Source organism: Allobosea sp. OK403 (genome assembly GCF_900113835.1).
Taxonomy (GTDB): domain Bacteria; phylum Pseudomonadota; class Alphaproteobacteria; order Rhizobiales; family Beijerinckiaceae; genus Allobosea.
In genome coordinates this window covers 81,580-103,584 of the sequence record NZ_FOQV01000007.1, presented here as the reverse complement: position 1 = coordinate 103,584, position 22,005 = coordinate 81,580, and the positions used below count along the sequence as shown (strand labels likewise).

The 22,005-nt window shown below is 65.5% G+C and carries 20 protein-coding genes; 14 read left to right on the top strand and 6 right to left on the bottom strand.

Annotated elements, in window-relative coordinates; genetic code table 11:
• Positions 1 to 6 precede the first annotated feature (6 nt).
• Positions 7 to 1,683, bottom strand: a complete 1,677-nt coding sequence (locus tag BMZ97_RS21355; RefSeq protein ID WP_210188298.1) for a peptide ABC transporter substrate-binding protein — start codon at positions 1,681 to 1,683, stop codon at positions 7 to 9.
• A 263-nt stretch (positions 1,684 to 1,946) separates the two neighbouring features.
• Between BMZ97_RS21355 and BMZ97_RS21350 the strand changes: the two genes are divergently transcribed.
• The 5 genes from BMZ97_RS21350 to BMZ97_RS21330 all read left to right on the top strand — a co-directional run bounded on the left by BMZ97_RS21350 (position 1,947) and on the right by BMZ97_RS21330 (position 7,189).
• Positions 1,947 to 2,579 (top strand): helix-turn-helix domain-containing protein, encoded by a 633-nt coding sequence (locus BMZ97_RS21350; protein ID WP_210188297.1) that lies wholly within the window; start codon positions 1,947 to 1,949, stop codon positions 2,577 to 2,579.
• Positions 2,580 to 2,639: 60 nt separating this feature from the next.
• Positions 2,640 to 3,968, top strand: coding sequence for an NAD(P)/FAD-dependent oxidoreductase (locus BMZ97_RS21345; protein ID WP_092174353.1), 1,329 nt, complete (start codon positions 2,640 to 2,642; stop codon positions 3,966 to 3,968).
• A 74-nt stretch (positions 3,969 to 4,042) separates the two neighbouring features.
• Positions 4,043 to 4,387, top strand: a complete 345-nt coding sequence (locus BMZ97_RS21340) for a RidA family protein (RefSeq protein WP_092174350.1) — start codon at positions 4,043 to 4,045, stop codon at positions 4,385 to 4,387.
• A gap of 41 nt (positions 4,388 to 4,428) precedes the next feature.
• Positions 4,429 to 5,775, top strand: coding sequence for an amidase (locus BMZ97_RS21335; RefSeq protein WP_092174348.1), 1,347 nt, complete (start codon positions 4,429 to 4,431; stop codon positions 5,773 to 5,775).
• An 88-nt stretch (positions 5,776 to 5,863) separates the two neighbouring features.
• Positions 5,864 to 7,189, top strand: coding sequence for an NAD(P)/FAD-dependent oxidoreductase (locus BMZ97_RS21330; RefSeq protein WP_092174345.1), 1,326 nt, complete (start codon positions 5,864 to 5,866; stop codon positions 7,187 to 7,189).
• A gap of 42 nt (positions 7,190 to 7,231) precedes the next feature.
• On the opposite strand, the gene BMZ97_RS21325 is transcribed toward BMZ97_RS21330, so the two are convergent.
• The gene (locus BMZ97_RS21325) at positions 7,232 to 7,612 is read right to left on the bottom strand and encodes a nuclear transport factor 2 family protein (protein ID WP_092174342.1); all 381 of its coding nucleotides are present in this window, start codon (positions 7,610 to 7,612) and stop codon (positions 7,232 to 7,234) included.
• 80 nt (positions 7,613 to 7,692) lie between these two features.
• A complete protein-coding gene (argE, locus tag BMZ97_RS21320; RefSeq protein WP_092174338.1) occupies positions 7,693 to 8,838 on the bottom strand; it encodes an acetylornithine deacetylase in 1,146 nt (381 codons plus the stop codon).
• Positions 8,839 to 9,084: 246 nt separating this feature from the next.
• Between argE and BMZ97_RS21315 the strand changes: the two genes are divergently transcribed.
• Positions 9,085 to 9,753 carry a haloacid dehalogenase type II gene (locus tag BMZ97_RS21315; RefSeq protein ID WP_092174335.1) on the top strand — a complete coding sequence of 223 codons (669 nt, stop codon included), beginning with the start codon at positions 9,085 to 9,087 and terminating at the stop codon, positions 9,751 to 9,753.
• A gap of 5 nt (positions 9,754 to 9,758) precedes the next feature.
• Positions 9,759 to 11,231, top strand: a complete 1,473-nt coding sequence (locus BMZ97_RS21310; protein WP_092174729.1) for an aldehyde dehydrogenase family protein — start codon at positions 9,759 to 9,761, stop codon at positions 11,229 to 11,231.
• Positions 11,232 to 11,544: 313 nt separating this feature from the next.
• Here the strand turns inward: BMZ97_RS21310 and BMZ97_RS21305 are convergent, their stop codons facing one another.
• A complete protein-coding gene (locus BMZ97_RS21305) occupies positions 11,545 to 12,498 on the bottom strand; it encodes a LysR family transcriptional regulator (RefSeq protein ID WP_092174333.1) in 954 nt (317 codons plus the stop codon).
• A 233-nt stretch (positions 12,499 to 12,731) separates the two neighbouring features.
• Between BMZ97_RS21305 and BMZ97_RS21300 the strand changes: the two genes are divergently transcribed.
• The 6 genes from BMZ97_RS21300 to BMZ97_RS21275 all read left to right on the top strand — a co-directional run bounded on the left by BMZ97_RS21300 (position 12,732) and on the right by BMZ97_RS21275 (position 18,776).
• Complete coding sequence (locus tag BMZ97_RS21300) at positions 12,732 to 13,817, top strand: ABC transporter ATP-binding protein (RefSeq protein ID WP_175525660.1); 1,086 nt, start codon at positions 12,732 to 12,734, stop codon at positions 13,815 to 13,817.
• Between the two features lie 79 nt (positions 13,818 to 13,896).
• Positions 13,897 to 14,601 (top strand): HAD-IA family hydrolase, encoded by a 705-nt coding sequence (locus tag BMZ97_RS21295; RefSeq protein WP_092174328.1) that lies wholly within the window; start codon positions 13,897 to 13,899, stop codon positions 14,599 to 14,601.
• 6 nt (positions 14,602 to 14,607) lie between these two features.
• Complete coding sequence (locus tag BMZ97_RS21290; protein WP_092174325.1) at positions 14,608 to 15,921, top strand: NAD(P)/FAD-dependent oxidoreductase; 1,314 nt, start codon at positions 14,608 to 14,610, stop codon at positions 15,919 to 15,921.
• A gap of 103 nt (positions 15,922 to 16,024) precedes the next feature.
• Positions 16,025 to 17,035: an ABC transporter substrate-binding protein gene (locus BMZ97_RS21285; protein ID WP_175525667.1), complete on the top strand. Its 1,011-nt coding sequence runs from the start codon at positions 16,025 to 16,027 to the stop codon at positions 17,033 to 17,035.
• Positions 17,036 to 17,127: 92 nt separating this feature from the next.
• A complete protein-coding gene (locus BMZ97_RS21280) occupies positions 17,128 to 17,991 on the top strand; it encodes an ABC transporter permease (RefSeq protein WP_244546528.1) in 864 nt (287 codons plus the stop codon).
• On the top strand, positions 17,988 to 18,776 hold the full coding sequence (locus tag BMZ97_RS21275; RefSeq protein ID WP_092174319.1) for an ABC transporter permease: 789 nt from the start codon (positions 17,988 to 17,990) through the stop codon (positions 18,774 to 18,776). The genes BMZ97_RS21280 and BMZ97_RS21275 overlap by 4 nt, the downstream gene beginning before the upstream one ends.
• 208 nt (positions 18,777 to 18,984) lie before the next feature.
• On the opposite strand, the gene BMZ97_RS21270 is transcribed toward BMZ97_RS21275, so the two are convergent.
• A complete protein-coding gene (locus BMZ97_RS21270; protein WP_092174315.1) occupies positions 18,985 to 20,262 on the bottom strand; it encodes an NAD(P)/FAD-dependent oxidoreductase in 1,278 nt (425 codons plus the stop codon).
• Between the two features lie 208 nt (positions 20,263 to 20,470).
• Between BMZ97_RS21270 and BMZ97_RS21265 the strand changes: the two genes are divergently transcribed.
• Entirely contained in the window at positions 20,471 to 21,346 is an 876-nt protein-coding gene (locus BMZ97_RS21265) for a GNAT family N-acetyltransferase (protein WP_175525659.1), read from the top strand.
• 126 nt (positions 21,347 to 21,472) lie between these two features.
• Here BMZ97_RS21265 and BMZ97_RS21260 read toward each other — a convergent pair whose 3' ends face one another.
• Positions 21,473 to 21,961 carry an Lrp/AsnC family transcriptional regulator gene (locus BMZ97_RS21260; protein ID WP_092174309.1) on the bottom strand — a complete coding sequence of 163 codons (489 nt, stop codon included), beginning with the start codon at positions 21,959 to 21,961 and terminating at the stop codon, positions 21,473 to 21,475.
• Positions 21,962 to 22,005 lie beyond the last annotated feature (44 nt).

Sequence of the window (22,005 nt, the reverse complement as noted above, 5' to 3'; positions counted from 1 at the left end):
GCAGTCTCAAGCCCAGTACCAACTGCCGGCATTCCAGGTGTTGGAGAGCACGTTGACGTTGTTGGCGAAGCCCGTGAGCCCGAGCTTGGTGCCCTCGACCTGAACAGATTGGAAGATCGGCAGCATCGGCAGATCGTCGAGGATCAGCGCCTGCGCCTCCCGATAAATCTCGGCCCGCTGGGCCATATCGGTCATGGCGATGCCTTTCGCCAGCAAGCCGTCGACCTTGGGGTTTTCGTACTGGCTGACATTGGAGCCCGTACCGGCTTTGAGCGGGATCGCGTTACCGCCGAAGCGATGTATCACGTCGGGATCGGAGGCGACCGTATAGGTCGTATTGGTCATCAGGCTGTCGAACTGAGACTCCGCCCAGAACTTCGCCCAGAGCACCGCGGCCGGCATGTTCTTGATGGTCATCTCGGCGCCGATCTGGGCCCAGTCCTGCACCAGCAGCTGCTGGGCCTGTTCGCGCGTCGGATTCCCGGTCGTGGTCGAGTTGGTGAAGGCGAGACGCACCCCGGCCTTTACGCGCACGCCGTCGGGGCCGGGCTTCCAGCCGGCCGCGTCGAGAATGGCCCTGGCCTTGGCAGGATCGTGGACATGGCGCGGAAGCGCGTCGTTAAAGGCCCAGCTCTGCGGCGGCATGAAGCTCGAAGCCGGAAGGGGAAGCCCGTAATAAAGCGCCTCGACGATCGCCTTCTTGTCCATGGCGAGATAGAGCGCCTGCCGGACCGCCTTCTCCTTCAGGGCGGGATGGGCGAGATTGAGCGTGAGGTTCTCGACGGAAGCCCTTGGGCAGAGATGCACGACGACGTTCTTGAGCGTGCTTGCCTCGGCGTAGTGGTTCGGCGGAATGCCCTGGAGGCCGATATAGTCGATCTCGCCCGTCCGGAACTGCGTGTACATCGCGTTGAGGTCGGGCACATAACGGAAAACCAGCCGCTCCAGATAAGGCCCTTCGCCGAAATAGGCCGTGTTGGCCGCGAGCAAGACATGGCTTCCGGTCTTGCGCTCGACGAACTTGAACGGGCCCGTGCCGACGGGGTTGGCATGGAAGGGCGTCGCATTCGGATCGGCCGCACCATCGAGCAGATGCCTGGGCACGATGAAGGTCCAGGCGAGGAAGGACAGGAACGGCGCAAAAGGCTCCTTCATCCGCCAGCTGATCGTGTTGCCTTCCGTCTTGACGTCCTCGATGAGACTGAAGCCGGAGCGGCTGCGCGTACGAAACTGCGGATTCCGGATGAGATCGAAGGTGAACCGGACGTCTTCAGCCGAGAAATCCCGGCCGTCATGCCATTTGACACCCTCGCGCAGTGTCACCTTCCAGACCAATCCATCAGCGGAAATCCCGCCATTGGCCACGGTCGGCACGTCCTTGGCCAATACGGGGACAAATTTGCCAGCCTGATCCAGCGCCCATAGCGGGCTGAACAGATTCCACCAGACGCCCTGATCGACCTCATTCGCCGGCATCAGCGGGTGCAGGACGGTGATCTCCTGCGAATAGCCGATGACCGCCTGTCCCTTTGGCGCGGATGGCGGCCCCTTCGGCTTCGGCGCTGGCTGTGCCTGGAGTTGCGAGCCCCAGGGCGCGAGCGCCAGGACAGAAACACCCAGCAGCATTGCGCGGCGGGAGACGGCCCCGCCCTTGGACGGCTCAGCTTCACGGCGATCTGTCATCGCATGGCCCCCTGTTGCTGCGGACGGCGATCCGCGCACGGATTGAAATATTCATTTTATTGATTTTCACGTCAAGCCAATTGCACGAACCGCAGATGTGAAGCGAGACGCCTACTCCTGGCGGAAAACGCCACGTCGAACGGCTTGAAGCAATTTTTGTATCAATGCCGTTGAAAGAACGAGATTTTCGAGGCTTGAGGCTCTGCGGCCGATTGCATGGCTGCGCGCAATCCCATATGAATCTCATTCATTAAGATGGAAATATGAGCACCATGCCCGCGAATAGCGCACGCGACATCAAGGTGATCGAGGCGATGTCTCCCCCCGAGGGCGGCGCCAAGCAGATTGGCGAGAGGCTGCGCAACCTGCGCGGCGAGCGCAATCTCACCATTCTCGATCTTGCGGCAAAGGCCGGCGTCTCAGCCGGCATCATCAGCCAGATCGAACGCGGCAACTCCAACCCGTCGATGAAGACGCTGCAGCGCATCAGGGCCGCGCTCGGCGTGAATCTCTGGGAGTTCCTGGAGCATCGCGAGCCGCAACCGACCGAAGACCCACCCTTCGTGCGACGCGGCGCACAGCGGCCGCGCATCGTCGTCGGCGAGACGCGGCTGGTGAAGGAACTGCTCTCGCCCCGCAATGACGAGAATCTGCGCTTCATGATCGTGACGCTGCCGCCCGGCGGAAACAGCGAGGACGTGCTCATCGGCACCGGGCAAAAGGGCGGCTATGTCATGTCGGGATGCATCGAGCTGACCGTCGGCGAGCGCATGGCCAGGCTTGCCGAGGGCGACAGCTTCCAGTTCAAGAGCGATGCCCCGCACCACATCGCCAACCGCTCGGATGCGGACGCCAAGCTGCTCTGGATCATGAGCGTCCTCGACACGCATCTCTAGAGCCCGATTTAGAACCCAACCCTTCCCCCGAACTACGCCACCGCCAAGGAAAGCCAGCTCATGTCGCCTCCGGTCACGCGCATTCGCAGCGATGAGACGCTGCCGAGTTCAGCCGATGTCGTCGTGATCGGCGGCGGCATCGCCGGCATCACCACCGCCTATCATCTCGCCAAGAAGGGCCATTCCGTCGCGGTGGTCGAGAAGGGCTATGTCGCGGGCGAGCAATCGAGCCGGAACTGGGGCTGGTGCCGCCAGCAGAATCGCGACCTGCGCGAATTGCCGCTGGCCCAGCGCGCCGTCGAGATGTGGAACGGGCTCAATGAGGAGCTGGGCGCGGATACGGGCTTCCGGCGCACCGGCCTGGTCTATGTGACGACCAAGCAATCCGATCTCGACGCCTGGTCCAACTGGAGCGACAAGGCACGCGAGATGCAGATGCATAGCCGCGTGCTCTCCGCAGCCGAGGCCAAGGCGATGTCGCCGGGCTCGACCGAGAACTGGATCGGCGGCATCCATTCGCCGACCGACGGCAAGGCCGAGCCGGCGCTCGCCACCCCAGCCTTCGCGGAAGCGGCCCGCAGACTCGGCGTGACCATCCACCAGGATTGCGCGGCGCGCGGGCTCGAGACCTCGGCGGGCCGCGTCTCGGCGGTCGTCACCGAGAAGGGCACGATCCGGACCAGCACCGTGCTCGTCGCTGGCGGCGTCTGGACCTCGATGTTCTGTCGGCACCATGGCATCGACATGCCATTGGCCGGCGTGCAGTCGACCTCGTTCTTCACCGCGCCGGCGCCGGAGGTCACCGTAGGTGGCATCTCGACGCCGGACGTCACCTTCAGGCGCCGGCTCGACGGCGGCTACACGATCGGCATCAGCGGGCGCGGGCTGCTTCGACTCAGCCCGCAGGGGATGATGTACGCCAAGCCGTTCTGGGCCACCTTCAAGAAACGCCACAGGCTGCTGACCATCCGCGCCGACAAGACCTTCTTTTCGGGCCCCGAGGCCCTGATGCGCTGGAGCAATGACAGCATCTCGCCCTTCGAGAAGATGCGAACCTATGACCCGCCGCCGCAGGAAAAGCTGATCAGCTTCGCGCTGAAGCGCATCGGCGAGATCTATCCGCAGCTCGCCGATGTGAAGATTGCGCACAAATATGGCGGCCTGATCGACTTCACGCCCGACTGGGTGCCGGTGATCTCGGCCATCGACAAATTGCCGGGCCTGCATGTCTCGGCCGGCTTCAGCGGCCATGGCTTCGGCGTCGGCCCGGCGGCCGGCCGGCTCGCGGCCGACATCATCGCGGGCGACGCGCCGATCGTCGATCCCCATCCCTATCGCTATAGCCGCCTCGTCGATGGCAGCGATCTCGGCGAACCCGGATTGATGTAAGCAGCGTCAGAGCCCCCTTTTTCCCTTTGGCGCAGACCCATCCGGACCGCGCCACAACTCGGATATCCCTCGACATGATCACCCGTCACGAGAAGAGCGCCCGGCTGAGCCGCGTCGTCGTCGCCAACGGCTTCGCCTTCCTCTCCGGCATCACGGCCAAGGATCGCAGCGGCGGCGCCAAGGAACAGACTGCCGACATCCTGGCGCAGATCGACCATTTCCTGGCGCTGGCCGGCACCAGCAAATCGAAGATCGTCACCGCCAATATCTGGCTGAAGGATATCGGCGCGTTCAATGAAATGAACGCGGCCTGGGACGCGTGGGTCGATCCCGAGGCTCCTCCGGCGCGCGCCACCGTCGAGTCCCGGCTTGCAGCCGAGGCGATTCTCGTCGAAATCCAGGTGCAGGCCCTGGTCTGACGCAGATCGTGCTGCGAGGGTGGGCGAAGGAGATCGACGAGATGCGCACTCTGCAGGACACCGCCAAGGCACTGGCAAACGAGACGCTCACCGCCCGCGCCCTCGTGGAGGAATGCCTGGAGAGGATCGCCGATCCCGCTGGTGAGGGCGCACGCGCCTTCATCTGCGTCTCGGCGGACGCAGCCCGCAGCTCCGCCGACGCGCATGACGCGCTGCGGCGCGCCGGCCGGGCTGCCAGCTCCTTCGCCGGCATCCCCTTCGCGGTGAAGGATCTCTACGACGTCGCCGGCGAACGCAGCATGGCCGGCTCGCGCGCGCTCGCCGACAGCGCGCCGGCGAAAGCCCATGCGCCGACGATCGCGCGCATGCTGGCAGCCGGGTTCATCCCCATCGGCCGCGCCAACATGACCGAATTCGCCTATTCCGGCATCGGCGCAAACCCGCATTACGGCACGCCGCTCAGCCCCTGGGACCGCGCCTCGCGCCGCATTCCCGGCGGCAGTTCGTCGGGCTCGGGCGTGGCGGTTGCGGATGGGATGGCGATTGTCGCACTCGGCAGCGACACCGGCGGCTCCTGCCGCATTCCAGCCGCGCTGTGCGGCATCGTCGGCTACAAGCCGACCGCGCGGCGGGTGCCGCTCGACGGCGTCATCCCGCTATCGGGCAGCCTGGATTCGCTCGGGCCGCTCGGCGCCAGCGTCGGCTGCTGCGCCAGCGTCGACGGTGTGCTGGCGGGCGAGACGCCTGCCTTGCCCGCAACGCGGCCTGTGTCGGGCCTGCGCCTGGCGATCCCGACCCAGATCGTGCGCGACGGCATGGATGCAGCGGTTTCCGCCGCCTTCGACAAGGCGATCGCACGGCTGAGCGGGCTCGGGGCGCGGATCGTCGAAGTCGATTTCGCGCCGCTTGCCGAGATCGGCCAGGCAATGGTCACCGCCAAGGGCGGCTTCGCGGCGCCCGAAGCCTTTGCCTGGCACCGTGCCTTGCTGGCAAGCAAGGGCGATCTCTATGATCCACGCGTGAGCAGCCGGATCGCGACCGGCGCGCAGATGCTGGCCGCCGACTATGTCAATCTGGTTCAGGCACGGCGCGCTATCATTGCGGCGATGGATGCGCAGACGGCCGAGTATGACGCGTTGGTGATGCCGACCTGCCCGATCATAGCGCCGCGCCTCGACGAGCTAGTCGAGGATGCCGAGTATTTCCGGCTCAACGCACTCCTCCTGCGCAATCCGAGCCTCGGCAATTTCCTCGACCGCTGCTCGATCAGCCTGCCCTGCCACGAGCCCGGACAAGCGCCGGTCGGATTGATGCTGACGGGCGAGACCGGCGGCGACCACGCCTTGTTTTCGATCGCGGCCGGGATCGAGGCCGCCCTGCGGCATTGAGACCGACGCAGGCGCAAAGATGATCCAATGCCGGCAGCAGTTCGCGCGCTAACGTCGCGACGAGACTGCCCCCCGGAGCCTTGGATTGATGTCACCGACAATCGAACGCGTCGCCAGCGACGAGCGCCTGCCGACCGAGGTCGATGTCGTGGTCATCGGCGCCGGCATCGTCGGCAGCGCCGCAGCCTATTACCTGGCGAAGCGCGGCCATTCCGTCGCGCTGCTGGAGAAAGGCATCGTCGGCGCCGAACAATCGAGCCGCAACTGGGGCTGGTGCCGGCAACAGAACCGCGATGCGCGCGAATTGCCGCTCGCCATGCGCGCCATGGAATTATGGGAGCGCTTTAACGGCGAGATCGGTCGCGATATCGGCTTCCGCCGCACTGGGCTGGTCTATGCCAGCAACGATGCCGACCAGATCGCGCAATGGGAGAAATGGCGCGGAACGGCCCGGCAATTAGGCATCGACACGCGCATGCTGTCAGGAGCCGAGGCCAGCGCCATGACCAGCGGCACCGGCCGGTCCTGGCTCGGCGGCGTGCATTCGGTCAGCGATGGCAAGGCCGAACCAGCCCTGGCGGCTCCCGTGCTCGCCCATGGCGCAAGACTGAACGGCGCGACGATCCATCAGGATTGCGCGGCGCGCGGGCTCGACATCACGAATGGCGCCGTCACGGGCGTGATCACCGAGAAGGGATCGATCCGGACCCGCTCCGTCATTCTCTCCGGCGGCGCCTGGGCTTCGGCCTTCTGCCGCCGCCACGGTCTTCGCTTCCCCCAGGCGAGCGCCCGGCAGTCAATTTTGCGGACGGAGATTGCGCCGCAACTGCTCGACGCACTCTATACGCCCGACTGCGCGCTGACCCGCCGGCTCGACGGCAGCTATACGATCGCGATCAGCGGCAAGGCGACGCTCGATGTGACGCCGCAAGGCCTGCGCTATGCCCGCGACTTCATGCCGATGTTCGTCCGGCGCCTGAAGGCGCTGGAATTCGGAATCGGCCCCTCCTTCTTCAAAGGGCCCGAAGCCATGATGGGGAACTGGGCCTTCGACAAGGAAACGCCGTTCGAACGCATCCGCGTGCTCGATCCCGCGCCCAGCCGCAGCGCCATTGCATTGACGATGGCGCGGGCTCGCGCGCTCTATCCCGCGCTCAAGGATGTCGGCATCCGCGAAAGCTGGAGCGGTTATGTCGATTCGACGCCCGACGCCGTGCCAGTGATCTCGCCCGTCGCCGGGCTGAAGGGCTTTGTGCTCGCAGCCGGCTGTAGCGGACATGGCTTCGGACTCGGACCCGGCATCGGCCATCTCGCCGCCGACCTCGCAGTCGGAGACACGCCGATCGTCGATCCCAGCCCCTTCCGGCATTCGCGGCTGATCGACGGCTCGAAGGGTGAGGTCGGCGAATTCTAGAGCCTGCCGTCTATGCTCGATTCCGAGGCAAGGCAGTATTGCCTAACCCGGCTCAACCACGCGCCAGGCCGTGGCCGTATCGTAGAAGAAGCGCTCCTCGGCGATGCGGTCGCCCCGCCAGCGCTGGATGGCGAGTTCCTCGAGCCGCCTGGTCACTCCGCTCTGGTCGGTCGCGTCGAACACCCAGTTGATCACCACCCTGTCGCCATCGACGAGGACGGCGCGGGCGGGGTGGGTGTGCATTCGCTGCAATCGGGCCAAGGCCTTGGCCTCATGGGCCATCAGAACATCTCGTCCCCGGCGCGGCTCGGTCGCGTTCTCCTGCATGGAGGCGTCCTCGCAGTAGAAGTCCCGGATGGCGCCGACATGATCGCCGCTGACGACGGCGGCGACGAAGGCCTCGACACGCTTGCGGTCTGGCATGCGCTGCTCCCTGCTGATGATCTGCAGCAGTCTTCTACTCGGTTTTCTCCAAGCGGCATCGCTCGAAAGCGCAGGGTCCGTCAGGCAGCCAGCGTATCGGCAACCCTCGCGATCATCGCCATCGCGCCCGCGAGTTCGCCGTCGGTGATGTATTCCTCCGGCTTGTGGGCGCGATTGACGTCGCCCGGCCCGCACACGATCGCAGCGATGCCCGCCGCCTGATAGAGCCCGGCCTCGGTGCCGAAGCTGACCGCTTGCTGGCGCGGCATCCCTGACGCCGCCTCGGTCAGCGCGACCAGCGGATCGGCCTCGTCGAGATCGAGCGGCGGATAATCGCTCATCGTCTCGAAGCCGAAGGCGACGCGATGGCCGGTCTGCTCGGCTGCCGCGCGAATGCGCTCGGCCTCCCCCGGCAGGAAAGCCAGCAGGCTGGCCGGCTCCTGGCCGGCGATGGCGCGCGCCTCGATCTCGAAGACGCATTGCGCCGGCACGATATTGATGCCGGTGCCGCCATGGATGGTGCCGACCTGGATCGTCGAATAGGGCGGCGCGAAGGCGGGCGCGAACGGGCCTGCCACGGCATGCCGCAACGCCTCGTCCTGCACGGCCGCGATCAATTGCGCGGCGTAATGGATTGCGTTGTCGCCGAGGTCGGTGCGGGAGGAGTGGCCGGCCTTGCCATCGACCGTGACGCGCTGGGCGATTTTGCCCTTGTGCCGCAACACCGGGTGCAAGCCGCTCGGCTCGCCGACGATGCAGCCGGCCGGCTGCGGACAGAGCTCCGGCAGGCGCGCGATGAGATGGCGCACGCCGACGCAGCCGACCTCCTCGTCATAGGACAAGGCGATATGGACCGGGCGTGCCAGCTTGCGCGAGACGAGATCGGGCACGCTCGCCAGCACGCAGGCGACGAAGCCCTTCATGTCGACAGCGCCGCGCCCGATCAATCGCTCGCCATCGCGCCGCAAGCTGAAGGGATCGCCGAGCCAGCCCTCGGGAGCCGCGGGCACGACATCAAGATGGGCCGACAGGATAATGCCGCCGGGAACCCGCGGCCCGATCGTGGCGAAGAGGTTCGAGCGGTCTCCCTCCGGCCCGGGCAGGACCGCGCTCTCGACGCCGTAGCCGGCAAGAAAGCTGCGGACATGCTCGACGATCGCGCCGTTCGGCGTGCGGCAGATCGACGGAAAGGCCACGAGATCGGCCAGTACGGATTCGACAGTCATTGAGCCCCGCCATCAGGTCATATGCGCTCGGTCGAGCGGCGATGGCAGGAGCGTATCAGAGCCCGCCGGCTTGACCTCGCATCCTTTCGCCCGCTGCGGCAATCCATGCCGAACCGAGCCATCTGATCGGCAGAATCTTCGTTGGGCCGGACGCGATTCCATCTCCGTGCCCGCGCATGCGCCCTAGTCTTAGGCGCAACGTGGCGGATTGGGCCGTCGCGGCCACATCCGAAGACGAGAGACGCAATGAGCACCGCTCGGCCGAAATTCATCACCTTCGACTGCTACGGCACGCTGATCGATTTCCAGATGGGGCCGGCCGCGCGGCGGGTCTACAGCTCCAGGCTGACGCCCGAAGTGATGGACGGGTTCTACGAGAGTTTCCGAGGCTATCGTCTCGACGAGGTCCTGGGCGCCTGGAAGCCGTTCGACGAAGTCGTCCACAACGCGGTCGAGCGCAGCTGCAAGGCCTGGAACGTGACGTTCGACCCGACCGATGCCCAGCGGATCTATGACGAGATTCCGAGCTGGATTCCACATCCCGACGTGCCGGCCGGCCTCGCCAAGGTCGCCAAGGAAATTCCGCTCGTCGTCCTCTCGAATTCGATGACGGACCTTATCCCTTATTCCATGGCCAAGCTCGGCGCGCCCTTTCATGCCGCCTATACGGCGCAGGAGGCGCAAGCCTACAAGCCGCTGCAGCGGGCTTTCGAATACATGTTCGACATGCTGGGCTGTGGGCCGGCCGACGTCATGCATTGCTCGTCGAGCCTGCGTTACGATCTGATGACCGCCTACGACATGAAGATCGGCCAGCGGGTCTTCGTGAATCGCGGCCATGAGCCGGGCATCGATTTCTACGGCTATCACGAGATCAAGGATATTGGCGGCCTGCCCGGCCTGCTCGGGCTTTGACGCGCATGCGCGATTTCAATCCCGACAGCGTCGCCTTCGCCAAGGGCCATTTCATCGCCGGCGCCGTCGTCGATGAGCCCGGCGAGCGATTGAGCGTCGCAAGACCATCCGACGCGGTGGATTATGCCGAACTGCCGATCGCGTCGGTCGAGACGGTCGATCGTGCGGTCAAGGACGCGACCGAAGCGGTGAAGCGCAGCGGCTGGGCGACACGGCCGCCGCGCGAGCGGGCGCGCGCCATGCAGCGCTGGGCCGAATTGATCGAGGCGAAGGCCGAGGAGCTGGGGCAGCTGGAGGCGCTGGGCTCGACCCGGCCGATCGCCCAGGCCGTGACCGGAGACGTGATGGGCACCGCGGAAGGTATCCGCTTCTTCTCCGAATATGCCGACAAGCTCGGTGGCGAGGTCGCGGCGACGCGAACCGACCATTTCGGCATGATCGTCTCCGAGCCCTATGGCGTCGTCGGCGCGATCACGCCGTGGAATTTTCCCCTCAGCATGGCGTCCTGGAAGGTCGGCCCGGCGCTGGCGGCGGGCAACGCCATCGTGCTGAAGCCCTCCGAGCTGACGCCCTTCTCGACCGTGCGGCTGGCGCAGCTCGCCATCGAGGCCGGCATTCCCGCCGGCATCTTCAATGTCGTGCAGGGCACCGGGGCGGTCACCGGCGATGCGCTGAGCCGCCATCCCGGCATCGCAAAGCTCTCCTTCACCGGCTCGACCCGCACCGGCATCGCGATCATGAAGGCCGCGGCCGAAAGCGGCATCAAGCCGGTGACGCTGGAGCTCGGCGGCAAGAGCCCGCAGCTGGTCTTTGCAGATGCCGATCTCGACAAAGCGGCCGACTGCATAGCCGGCTCATTGCTCGCCAATGCCGGGCAGGCCTGCGTCGCGGGTTCGCGCCTGATCGTGCAGCGGCAGGTCGCTGACGCACTGGTGGCGGCGTTGAAAAGCCGGCTCGCGCGCATCGCGCCTGGCCCGACCTGGAAATCCTCGACCGGCTTCGCGCCGATCATCTCGGAATTGCAGGCGCGCCGGATCGACACCATCCTGGCGCGCAGCCGCGAGCAAGGCGCCGAATTGCTGCTGGGCGGCAGCCGGATCGAGGGGCATGGCGGCGCGTTCTACCAGCCGACCCTGCTCGCAGGTGTCACGACCGAGAATGCCGCCGTGCGCGAGGAAATCTTCGGCCCGGTGCTCACCATCCAGAGCTTCGAGACGGAGGAAGAGGGCTTCGAGCTCGCCGACCATCCCGAATACGGGCTGGCGGCCGGCGTCTACACCGCCGATCTCGGCCGAGGCCTGCGGGCCGTGCGCCAGCTCAAGGCCGGCACGGTCTGGATCAATCGCTATAGCCGGACGCTCGACTTCATCCTGCCGACCGGCGGCTATAAGAGCTCCGGCATCGGCAAGGATCTCGGCCGGCAGGCTGTCGAGGCCAATCTGCGACACAAGACGGTGCTGATCGATATCGGGGCGTGAGGCTCTCGTCAGCGCCGCGCCTTCTTTCCCTCATCCGCCATGCTCGGGCTCGTGGCGAGCATCTCGTGCCATGAGCCTTTCCTTGCCAAGATAGTCGCGGGGAACCCCTCTCCCGGATGGGAGAGGGGCAGGGGTGAGGGTGTGCCCTTTCAGTAGAAGGCGCTGCGGCTCCGTTGCGCCTCAATAATCAGCGGCGGGCCCTCATCCCTGCCCTTCTCCCATCCGGGAGAAGGGTTCCCCGCGTATGATCTCACGAGGACAGTGCCTCGAAGTCCCCCGGGAACTGGGCGTAGGAGTGTGACACTGATCGGCCCTAATAGCTCGCCCGCAGCAGGCCGAGGGTGGAGTGAAGCTTGTCGATCGCCTCGATCTCGGCACGCAACTCGGCGATGATCCAGTCGCGGATCTCCTTCACGATCGGCCGGGCGGGACGGTTGGGCGGCGTGACCAGCACGCAGACACGCGTTCCCGCCGTCAGCCGGTCGGAAGCCGGCGTCAGCGCGCCCGAGATCAGCGCATGCGACACAACCGTGCTCCAGCCGAAGGCGATGCCCTGCCCGAGCAGCGCCGCCTGCACGACCACTGCATAATCGGAGAAACTCAGCGTCTTGACCGGGCCGGAGCGGCCCGTGGCGAAGGGTGGATACTGGCTCGGCCAGTCCAACGGGCTGTCGGTCAGCTGGATGATGGTGTTGCCATCCTCGGCGGCGCCCGGCCCAGCCGATTGCGGCCGGCAATAGCCTGGGCTGCAGACCGGCAGCATGACTTCCCGGATGACGAGCGAGCCGGGCTGGACGACCTCGTCGGCTGCGGCGAAGCGCATGCCGAGATCGACATTCTCGACCGGGCCGCGCAGCGAGCCGGCGATCATCTGGAAACGCAGATCAGCAGCCGGAAAGCGCTTCTGGAAGCGGTCCATGCGCGGCATCAGCCAATGCGTGGTGAAGGCCGACGAGACCGAAAGCGTCACCGTCTCCTTGCCCGCGCGCAATTGCTCGATCTCGCGCAATCCCACCTCGATGCTGCGGAAACCATCGGAGACGCGACGGTAGAGCGTCTCCCCTTCCGGCGTCAGGACCGCGCCCTTGCCGCCGCGCTCGAACAGCTGGACGCCGAGATAACTTTCGAAGCGCGCCAGCATGCGGCTCACGGCCGGCTGGGTGACGTTCAACTCATCCGCCGCGCGCGTGAAGCTGCCGCCGCGGGCCGCCGCCTCGAACACGAAGAGCGCGTTGCTAGACGACACCATGCGGCGCAGATCAGACATTACATGAGGTTATGATCTTCCTGATTATTTGGCAATTGCCGTCTCTCGCCGAAACCCCTTTCATGAGCGGGTCGAATGCAGCTTGTGGCGACGGGTTCACAGAAGCCCGCGCCGCGTGACGGCATGCTCGGGACGGCACGGCCAGGTCATAAGCCATCCTTATGGCGTGGCCTGAAATCCGTCCTTGTCCGCGCATGCCAGCAGCCGCTGTATTGATGACGGGAGAGTTCGAAATGGCTGAATTGGGCGGCGAGCGCGTCGAGATCCGGTCCGCAAGCAAGATCTACGGATCGGTGCGGGCGCTCGACGACGTGTCGCTCGATGTCGCACCCCATGAATTCGTCTCGTTGCTCGGCCCTTCCGGCTCAGGCAAGACCACCTTGCTCGGCATCCTCGGCGGCTTCATCCAGCCTTCAGGCGGGTCGATCCATTTCGGCGGGCGCGACGTCACCTTCACCCCGCCGCACAAGCGCGACATCGGCATCGTCTTCCAGAACTACGCGCTGTTTCCGCATATGAGCGTCGGCGAGAACGTCGCCTTTCCGCTGCGGGCGCGGCGCCTGCCGAAATCGACCTATGCCGAGCGCGTCAAGGGCGCGCTCGCGATGGTCGACCTCGCCGGCTATGAGGAGCGCGGCATCGCCCAGCTCTCGGGCGGCCAGCGCCAGCGCGTCGCGCTCGCACGCGCCATGATCTTCGAGCCGCGCCTGATCCTGATGGACGAGCCCTTGTCGGCCCTCGACAAGCAATTGCGCGAGACCATGCAGATCGAATTGCGCCAGCTCCACAAGCGGCTCGGCGCCACCATCATCTATGTCACGCATGACCAGCGCGAGGCGCTGACGATGAGCGACCGCGTCGCCATCCTGAAGGACGGCAAGCTCGTCCAGATCGATGCGCCGGCCCGCCTGCACGACCACCCGGCCAACGCCTTCGTCGCGAGCTTCATCGGCGAGGCGACCTTGCTGCCGGTCAAGCGGGTCGATGCCTCAAGCGTCGCGCTCGCAGGCGCAGTGCTCAAGACCAGCCGCCCGATCGCGCCTACAGGTGATCTCGTGCTGGCGATCCAGACCGAGAAGCTTTTGATCGAGGATGGCGCCGGCGCGCCTGAGCGCAACCGCTTCTCGGCCCGCGTGACCGATGTCGTCTTCCAGGGCGAGAGCCTGCGCGTCTTTCTCGCGCTCGATGACGGCGCCTCCTTAAGCCTGCGCCAGCCCAGCCATTACGAGGCCGCCCGCCGCATTCCTCCGATCGGCGAGCGCCTCGCGGTCAGCCTGCATCCGCAAGACACGATCATCGTCCCGAAAACGGACGGCTGATCGAGTCCTTTATCCTTCCAACTGCCCAAGTCTTTGCAACTGTCCAAATCCTTCCAACTATCCAAGAGAAGTCGACGCCATGGCGCTCAGTGATTTCAAGGTTCTCACATTCGATGTCGTCGGCACGCTGATCGACTTCGAAAGCGGCGTTCTCAATGCCGTGCGCCGCATCGGCGGGCCAGCGGCGGCGAAGCTGAGCGACGACGAGATCTTCGCGCCCTATCTTAGGGGGCGCGAGCTCAACTACGAGCGCTCCAGCGAGGTGATGAAGCTCGTCTACATCCACCTTGCCAAGGAACTCGGCCTGCCTGCCGACGAGGCCTCCGCCGACTCCTTCCAATACGCCATTCTGCAGCATCCGGCCTTCCCGGATTCCGTCCAGGCGCTGGCGCGGCTGCGCAAGCACTACCGGCTGGTCGCGATGACCAATGCCGACCGCTCGACCTTCACCTTCTATTCGCACACGCTCGGCAACCCGTTCCACGACAGCGTCACCGCCGACGAGGCGGTCCACCCCAAGCCCGATCCGCTGTTCTTCGCCTTCAACCGCGGCCGCCAGTCTGCCTTCGGCTACAAGCAGGAGGAGATCCTGCATGTAGCCCAGAGCCAGTATCACGACATCGGCGTCGCGAAATCGCTCGGCTACAAGACCTGCTGGATCGAGCGGCGCCAGGGCCAGAAGGGTTTCGGCGGCACGCCGGCCGTGCCGGAATTGACCAGGCCCGACTATCATTTCCCGACCCTGGCGGCGCTCGCCGACGCGGTCGAGGCTGAGAAGGCGTAAGTGCCAGTGTCCAGCCGAGCGCCCTGGCAAGCCCTCGACCCCGCGCCGTCGCTCTGGCAGGCAACGGCTGCGCCATTGCGCGACCTGCCGCCTTTGCAGGGCGACACGCAGGCCGATGTCGTCATCATCGGCGCGGGCTATACGGGACTGTCGGCAGCGCATCACCTGGCGCAAAGCGGCCTCCAGCCGATCGTGCTGGAGGCCAACCGGCCGGGCTGGGGCGCGAGCGGGCGCAATGGCGGCGTCATCACCGCGAAGTTCCGCATCTCCTTCCCCGCCATTGCCGCCGCTTATGGCCGGGACATGGCGCGGCGCATGTATGATATCGCGCTTGAGGCGACCGATATGGTCTCCGAGCTCGTCGATGAATTCGGCATCGAGAACGCGGCGCTGACACGCTCGGGCCAGGTCAAGGCGGCGCATAACCACGAGACCCTGAACTACGCCATCACCGAGGCGCAATGGCTGAAGGCCGAACTCGGCGACACCACCATGTCGGTGCTCAGCGCCGATCAGGTGCGCGAGGAGACCGGCTCGGACGGCTTCGTCGGCGGCGTGCTCAATGCCGGCTCCGGCGGCATCCACCCGCTGAACTACCTGCATGGCCTTGCCAGCGGCGTCACCAAGCGCGGCATCGCGATCCATGCCGAAACGCCGGCCTTGCGGCTGCGGCGCGAGGGCAGCGGCGTGCTGGTCGAGACGCCAGGCGGGACCGTGCGGGCGCGGCAGGCGATCATCGCCACCAACAGCTATTCCGACCTGACTCCGGCGACGGCCGCGTTCCGCACCACGCTGATCCCGTTCCGCAGCGCCATCATCGCAACCGAAAAGCTCTCGCCCAATCTGGCGGCGAGCGTGATGCCGACTCGGCGGACCTATACCGAGACCAAGCGGATGATGCGCTGGTTCCGCATGGTCGACGACCGGGTGATTTTTGGCGGACGCGGCGCCTTCGGGAAGAAGGATTCTCCCACCGCCTTCCGCGCCCTGCACAAGGCGATGACCGGCATCTTCCCGCAGCTTTCGGAGGTGCCCCTGGCCTATCGCTGGTCCGGGCTGGTCGCGATGACGCTCGACTCGGTGCCCCATGTCGGGCGCCTCGACGATCGCGTGCTGTTCGCCATGGGCTACAATGGCGCGGGCGTCGCGATGTCGAGCCTGATGGGGCGCTACCTTGCAGCCTTCGCGCGTGGCGAGGCGCCCGATGTCGGGCTGCTCGACGCTGCCCGTATGCGGCGCGTTCCCTTCTACCCGCTTCGAGAACCGGCCGTCCGCATGGTTGCCGGCTGGTATCAGTTTCTAGACGCGATCGGACGGTAGCTCGAAGATCCGATCCAAAAACAGGGGACTAGACATGCTTAAGCACGATTTGGCCAAACGACGCGTGAACACCCGGCTTGCCTGCGCTACTGCAGGTCTCGCCATGGCGCTGATGAGCACGGTCCCGGCATTCGCCGCCGAGCAGATGCTCTTCGTCTCGCAGGGCGGCGCCTATCAGAAGGCACAGACGATCGCGATCCTCGACCCCGCCGCCAAGAAGCTCGGCATCACCATCAACCAGGACAGCGTGCCCGACGCCTGGCCGATCATGCGCTCGCAGGTCGCCACGGGTAAGCCGACCTGGGATGTCGTCGACGTCGCCACCAATTTCTGCCTGCGCGGCGGCGAGCAGGGCATCGTCGAGAAGCTCGACTTCAGCAAGATCCCGAACGCAGCAGCGATGCCGGCGGAATATCGCAGCGACTATTCGGTCGCCTACGAGTTCTATTCCAGCGTGATGGGCTACAGCCTGAAGAAGTACCCGGATGCGGCCACCGCGCCCAAGACCTGGGCCGATTTCTGGGATGTGAAGAAGTTCCCCGGCCGGCGCTCGCTGCGCAACCACCCGCTCGCCACGCTCGAAGCCGCGCTGATGGCCGACGGCGTCGCGCCCGACAAGCTCTACCCGCTCGATGTCGACCGCGCCTTCAAGAAGCTCGAGGAGATCAAGCCCAACATCACCGTCTGGTGGACCTCGGGCGCACAGTCGGCCCAGCTCCTCAACGATGGCGAGGTCGACATGGTGATGGCCTGGAACGGCCGCATCAGCGCGCTAGTCAAGGAAGGCGCCAAGGTCACCTACACCTATAACCAGGGCATCCTGCAAAGCACCTCGCTCTGCGTGCTCAAGGGTGCGCCGAACCTGCCGACCGCGATCAAGTTCCTGAACGAGGCGGTCGACCCGGTTCACCAGGCCAATCTGCCGATGCAGATCGATTACGGCCCAGCCAACCCGAAAGCCTATGACACCGGCGTGATCCCGGCGGCGCGCGTCGCGGAGCTGCCGAGTGCCCCGGCGAACGCCAAGGCCCAGGCGCTGATGTCCTATGCCTGGTGGACCTCGGCCGCCGGCGAAGCGGCGGAAAAGCGCTGGCTCGCCTTCACCCAGAAGTGAGGAACGTCATTCTCGGGTCCGCGCCAGGCGCGGACCCGAGACCCTCTTGAAATGATGCTCAGGTCGAGCCCGAGCATGACGGAAGAGACGAGATGAGCGCGATCGACCCATCCCTTCGCTACCAGCGCCGCGAACAGGGGCTGATGCTCCTGCTCGCCTCGCCGGCCGTGATCGTGATCGTGGCGCTCGTCGTGCTGCCCGTGGGCTGGCTGATGGGCCAGTCCTTCTATGATGGCGGCTTCACGCTGGAGCACTACAAGCGCATCTTCAGCGAGGACATCTATTGGCGCAGCTTTCTGCTGACCTTCCGCATCGCGTTCACGGTCACGGTGCTGACGCTCATCCTCGGCTATCCCGTCGCCTATGCCGCCGCCCATGCCAGGCGGCCCTGGGACATGCTGATCCTGTCCTTCGTGATCCTGCCGTTCTGGACCAGCGTCCTGGTGCGCGCCTATGCCTGGCTCGTGCTGCTGCAGCGCACGGGCGTGGCCAATCAGGTACTGGAACGGTTCGGATTGATCAGCGACCCGCTGGCGCTGGTGCATAACGAGCTCGGCACGGTGATCGCGACCGTCCATATCCTGCTGCCCTTCATGGTGCTGCCGCTCTACTCGACCATGCAGAAGATCCCGCGCGAGCTGATGCTGGCCGGAGCCAGCCTCGGCGGCGGGCCGCTCCATAGCTTCCTGCGCGTGTTCCTGCCCTTGTCCCTGCCTGGCGTCATCGCCGGGCTGACGCTGGTCTTCGTACTGACGCTCGGCTTCTACATCACGCCTGAGCTGCTCGGCGGCGGCCGGACGATCATGATCTCGATGGTCGTGAGCCGGAATGTCGAGCTCTACAATCAATGGGGCGCCGCGAGCGCGATCGGCGTCGTGCTGCTCGTCTGCGTGCTGGCGATCTTCATGTTGGTCGGACGCATCATCCCGCTCGACAAGATGCTGGGGCAGAAATGAAACATCCCCTCCTCCCGCGTCTCGCCTTCGGCCTCTTCGTCGGGCTGGTGCTGACCTATCTGATCGTGCCGCTCGCGATCATCGTGCCGATGTCGTTCTCCGGCACGCGCTTCCTGACCTTCCCGCCGCCGTCCTTCTCGCTGCGCTGGTATGAGGAGTATTTCGGCAACCCGGCCTGGATGCAGGCGACCAAGGTGAGCCTGACGATCGCGGCGCTGACGGTCGCGCTCGCGACGCCGCTCGGCGTAGCCGCCGCCTATGCCATCAGCAATTCGCAAAGCCGGCTTATGCGCTCGCTCCACATGGTGTTGATGCTGCCGCTGATCGTGCCGATCATCATCATCGCGATCGGCATCTTCTTCGTCTATGCGAAGGTCGGCCTGATCGCGACGCTGCCCGGGCTCGTTCTCGCCAATGTCATGCTCGGCCTGCCCTATGTCATCACCTCGGTGGTCGCCGGGCTGCAGAGCTTCGATCCAGCGCAGGAGATGGTGGCGCGCAGCCTCGGCATGAACCGCCTGCGCGCCTTCCTCACCGTGACGCTGCCGCAGATCAAGGCCAGCGTCTTCGCCGGCGGCATCTTCGCCTTCATCTCGGCGATCGACGAGACGATCATCTCGCTCTTCGTCTCGGGCGGGCAGTATCAGACGCTGACGCGAAGGATGTTCACCGCGCTGCGCGACGAGATCGACCCGACCATCGCCTCGATCTCAACCTTGCTGACGGCGGCCTCCTTCGTGCTCGTGCTGCTGGCGATGAGTGGGCAGAAGAAGGCGGCTGCCTAGCCGTCATTGCGAGCGCAAGCGAAGCAATCCAGGGGGCAACGCTCTACGTCCCCTGGATTGCTTCGTCGCTACGCTCCTCGCAATGACGGATGAAGCGGCGGCGTCAGTGGCGCCAGTCCCAACAGCGATGATCGGCTCCCTGTCCGTGAGCACCGGAAACGCAGAAAGCTGCGTCAGACGGCCGCCGGAGTAGAGTTTCGGGACAGGCTCAGTGCCGCCAGTCCTGATAGCGGTAGTAGGCGCCAACAAAGGGTAAAAACCAGGGCGGGCCGAAATGACCGGGCACGGCGGGCCAGTCGAGCCCGGCCAGCGGATTCGCCTTGGCGTCGCCGCCCATGACGCGCGCCATGATCTGCCCCATATGCACCGACATCTGCGTGCCATGGCCGCTATAGCCCAGCGCGTAGAACAGGCCGTCGCGCTCGCCGGCGCGCGGCAGGCGATCCGAGGTCATGTCGACCAGCCCACCCCAGCAATAATCGATGCGTGTGCCGGCGAGCTGGGGGAAAAGCTCCAGCATCCGCGCCTGCAGGATCGCGCCGCTCTTGGCGTCCGATTTCGGGCTCGACAGCGCAAAGCGCGCCCGCCCACCGAAGATCAACCGGTTGTCGGGCGTCAGGCGGAAATAGTTGCCGATATTCTTGGTCGTCGTCGCGGTGCGCCGCGTCGGCATGATCGAGGCTGCGAGATTGTCCGAGAGCGGCTCTGTCGCGATGATGAAGCTGCCGACCGGGACGATGCGCCGCCGCAGCCAGGCGAAAGGGCCCTCTCGGGAGGCTCCGGTCGCAAGCAGGACCTGCCCGGCCTCGATCCCGCCGCGCGTCGTCACGACCCGATGCGCGCTGCCGTTCAAGCGGTGAAGGCCGGTCACGCGGGCATTCTCGAAGATGCCGGCACCGCGCCGCGCCGCCGCATTCGCAAGGCCCGCGCCGAAGCGGCCCATATGCATATGGGCTCCGCGCGGAAAGACGAGGCCGCCATAGAAGCCGTCCGAGCCGATCTCGGTCCTGGTCTCTTCCGGCCGCACGATGACGAGATCGGGCTCGACCGTGCGCTGCAGCAATTCGGCGCTTTTCTCGAGCTTGGCGAAATGCTCGGGCTTGGCGGCAAGCTTGATCTTGCCGGTGCGACGGAAATCGCAATCGATCGCCTCCTCCGCGACCAGCGCCTCGACCTGGTCGACGGCGGTATCAAAAGCGCGGTAGAGCGCGCTCGCACGTTCAAGGCCGAGGCTCGCGGCGAGGCCAGCGAGATCATGCGCCGTACCGTTATTGCAATGCCCGCCATTGCGGCCGGAAGCCTCGCCAATGACGCGGCCTGCTTCCAGGACAGCCACGCTCGCGCCGGATTTCGCCAGCGCCAACGCCGCCGACAGGCCGGTGAAGCCGCCGCCGACGATGGCGACATCGACCTTGCCGGCGAGAGGTCCAGCCGTATCCGCATCGAAACGCGGCGCCGAATCGAGCCAATAGGGTTCCAGTTTCATAAGCGTTCGGGTCCGCGCGTCGGCATGAGTTATCAGGGAGCGTGAAGCGTATCGAGCCAATTCAGGGCAAATGTCGACCCTGGATCAGATCCAGCCCCACCGTCTCAGCTTGCACCAAGTTAAGCCCCTGTATTGTATGAATTTTACTATTCTCGAATGCTCGCGACGGACCTATACTTGCGTTCCATTTCGCACGAGGCCAGCAGCGGTGGTTTACAGAACGGCCAAGCGCAAGCTCGACTACGATATCGATATCCGGGCGATGACCGAGGCCGATCTGGTGCAGGCGCATCAGCTTTCGATCGGTGTCGGCTGGCCGCACCGCCCCGAGGATTGGCGCCTGGCGCTCGAGGTCGGGCACGGCTTCGTCGCCTGCGACGCAATCGGACGCGCGCTCGGCTCGGCGATGTGGTGGCCCTTTGGCGAATATTTCGCCACCTGCGGCATGGTCATCACCTCGCCCAGGCTGCAGGCGCAAGGCGCGGGGCGGCGCTTGATGGACACCATCTTCGAGCAGTCCGGCGCACGCGATCTGCGTCTCAATGCGACACGGGCCGGCTATCGGCTCTATCGCTCGCTCGGCTTCGAGCCGGTCGGCCGCATCTTCCAGCATCAGGGCCGGGCCCAACTGACGGAGCCTGCAACCGAGGACGGCATCGCGGTGCGCGACATCGCCGCAGCCGACCGCGACGCGATCGCCCGGCTGGATAGCATGGCCTATGGCGCTGACCGGACGCGGGTGATCGTGGCGCTGATGGCCCAGTCGGCCGGGACGATCGTCGAGCGCAATGGTGAAGCCGTCGGCTTTGCGCTGTGCCGGCGCTTCGGCCGCGGCCATGTCGTCGGGCCGATCGTCGCCGAGGACGACGCGATGGCGATCGCGCTGACGCGGCCGCATGTGGCTGCACATGAAGGCGCCTTCCTACGCGTCGACACCGCCCAGGAGCAAGGCTTGTTCGGCGGCTTCCTCGAAGCCAGCGGCATGACGATCTTCGACAGCGTGACGACGATGATTCGGGGGCGCAATCACGGTGCGCAGGGCGCGGCACGTACCTTCGGGCTGGTCAACCAGGCCTTGGGCTGATCTCGCTAGGCGGTCAGCGTCTGGCGCGAGAAAATCGGTACCGATTTTTCGCAAGAGCAGTGCTCTCAACTCTTGGAATCGGTCACATTCTTCGCATTCAGGCCGAGGCGCCCGAATGCGACGGGATCAGATCTCGAACAGCACCGGCAGCGGATAACCCGATTTCTGGATCGGCGTCTTGATGACGATGTAGCTGAAATATTTCGAGATGCCGAGATTACGGTCGAGCAGCGTCTCGATCAGTGACTGGTAATGCGTCAGCCCGCGCGTCACGAACTTGACCAGATAGTCATAGCCACCGCTGACCAGATGGCATTCCACCACCTCATCGACCCGCCGCAGCGCGGTCTCGAAGCGGATGAAATACTCCTTGGTATGGTCGGCCAGCGTGATCTCGGTGAAGACCGTGATGGTCTCGCCGAGCTTCTGCAGATTGATCGTCGCGCCATAGCCGGAAATGAAACCGGCCTGCTCCAGCCGCTTCACCCGCAGCAGGCAGGGGCTTGGCGACAAGCCCACAGCATCGGCCAGGGTGACGTTGGTCATCCGGCCATTGTTCTGGAGTTCGACCAGAATCTTCATGTCGATGCGGTCGAGCCGCACGCCCGGTGTCACGACGAAAGCCTCACCATCACGCTCCTCAAGCCGGAGGGTCTCGT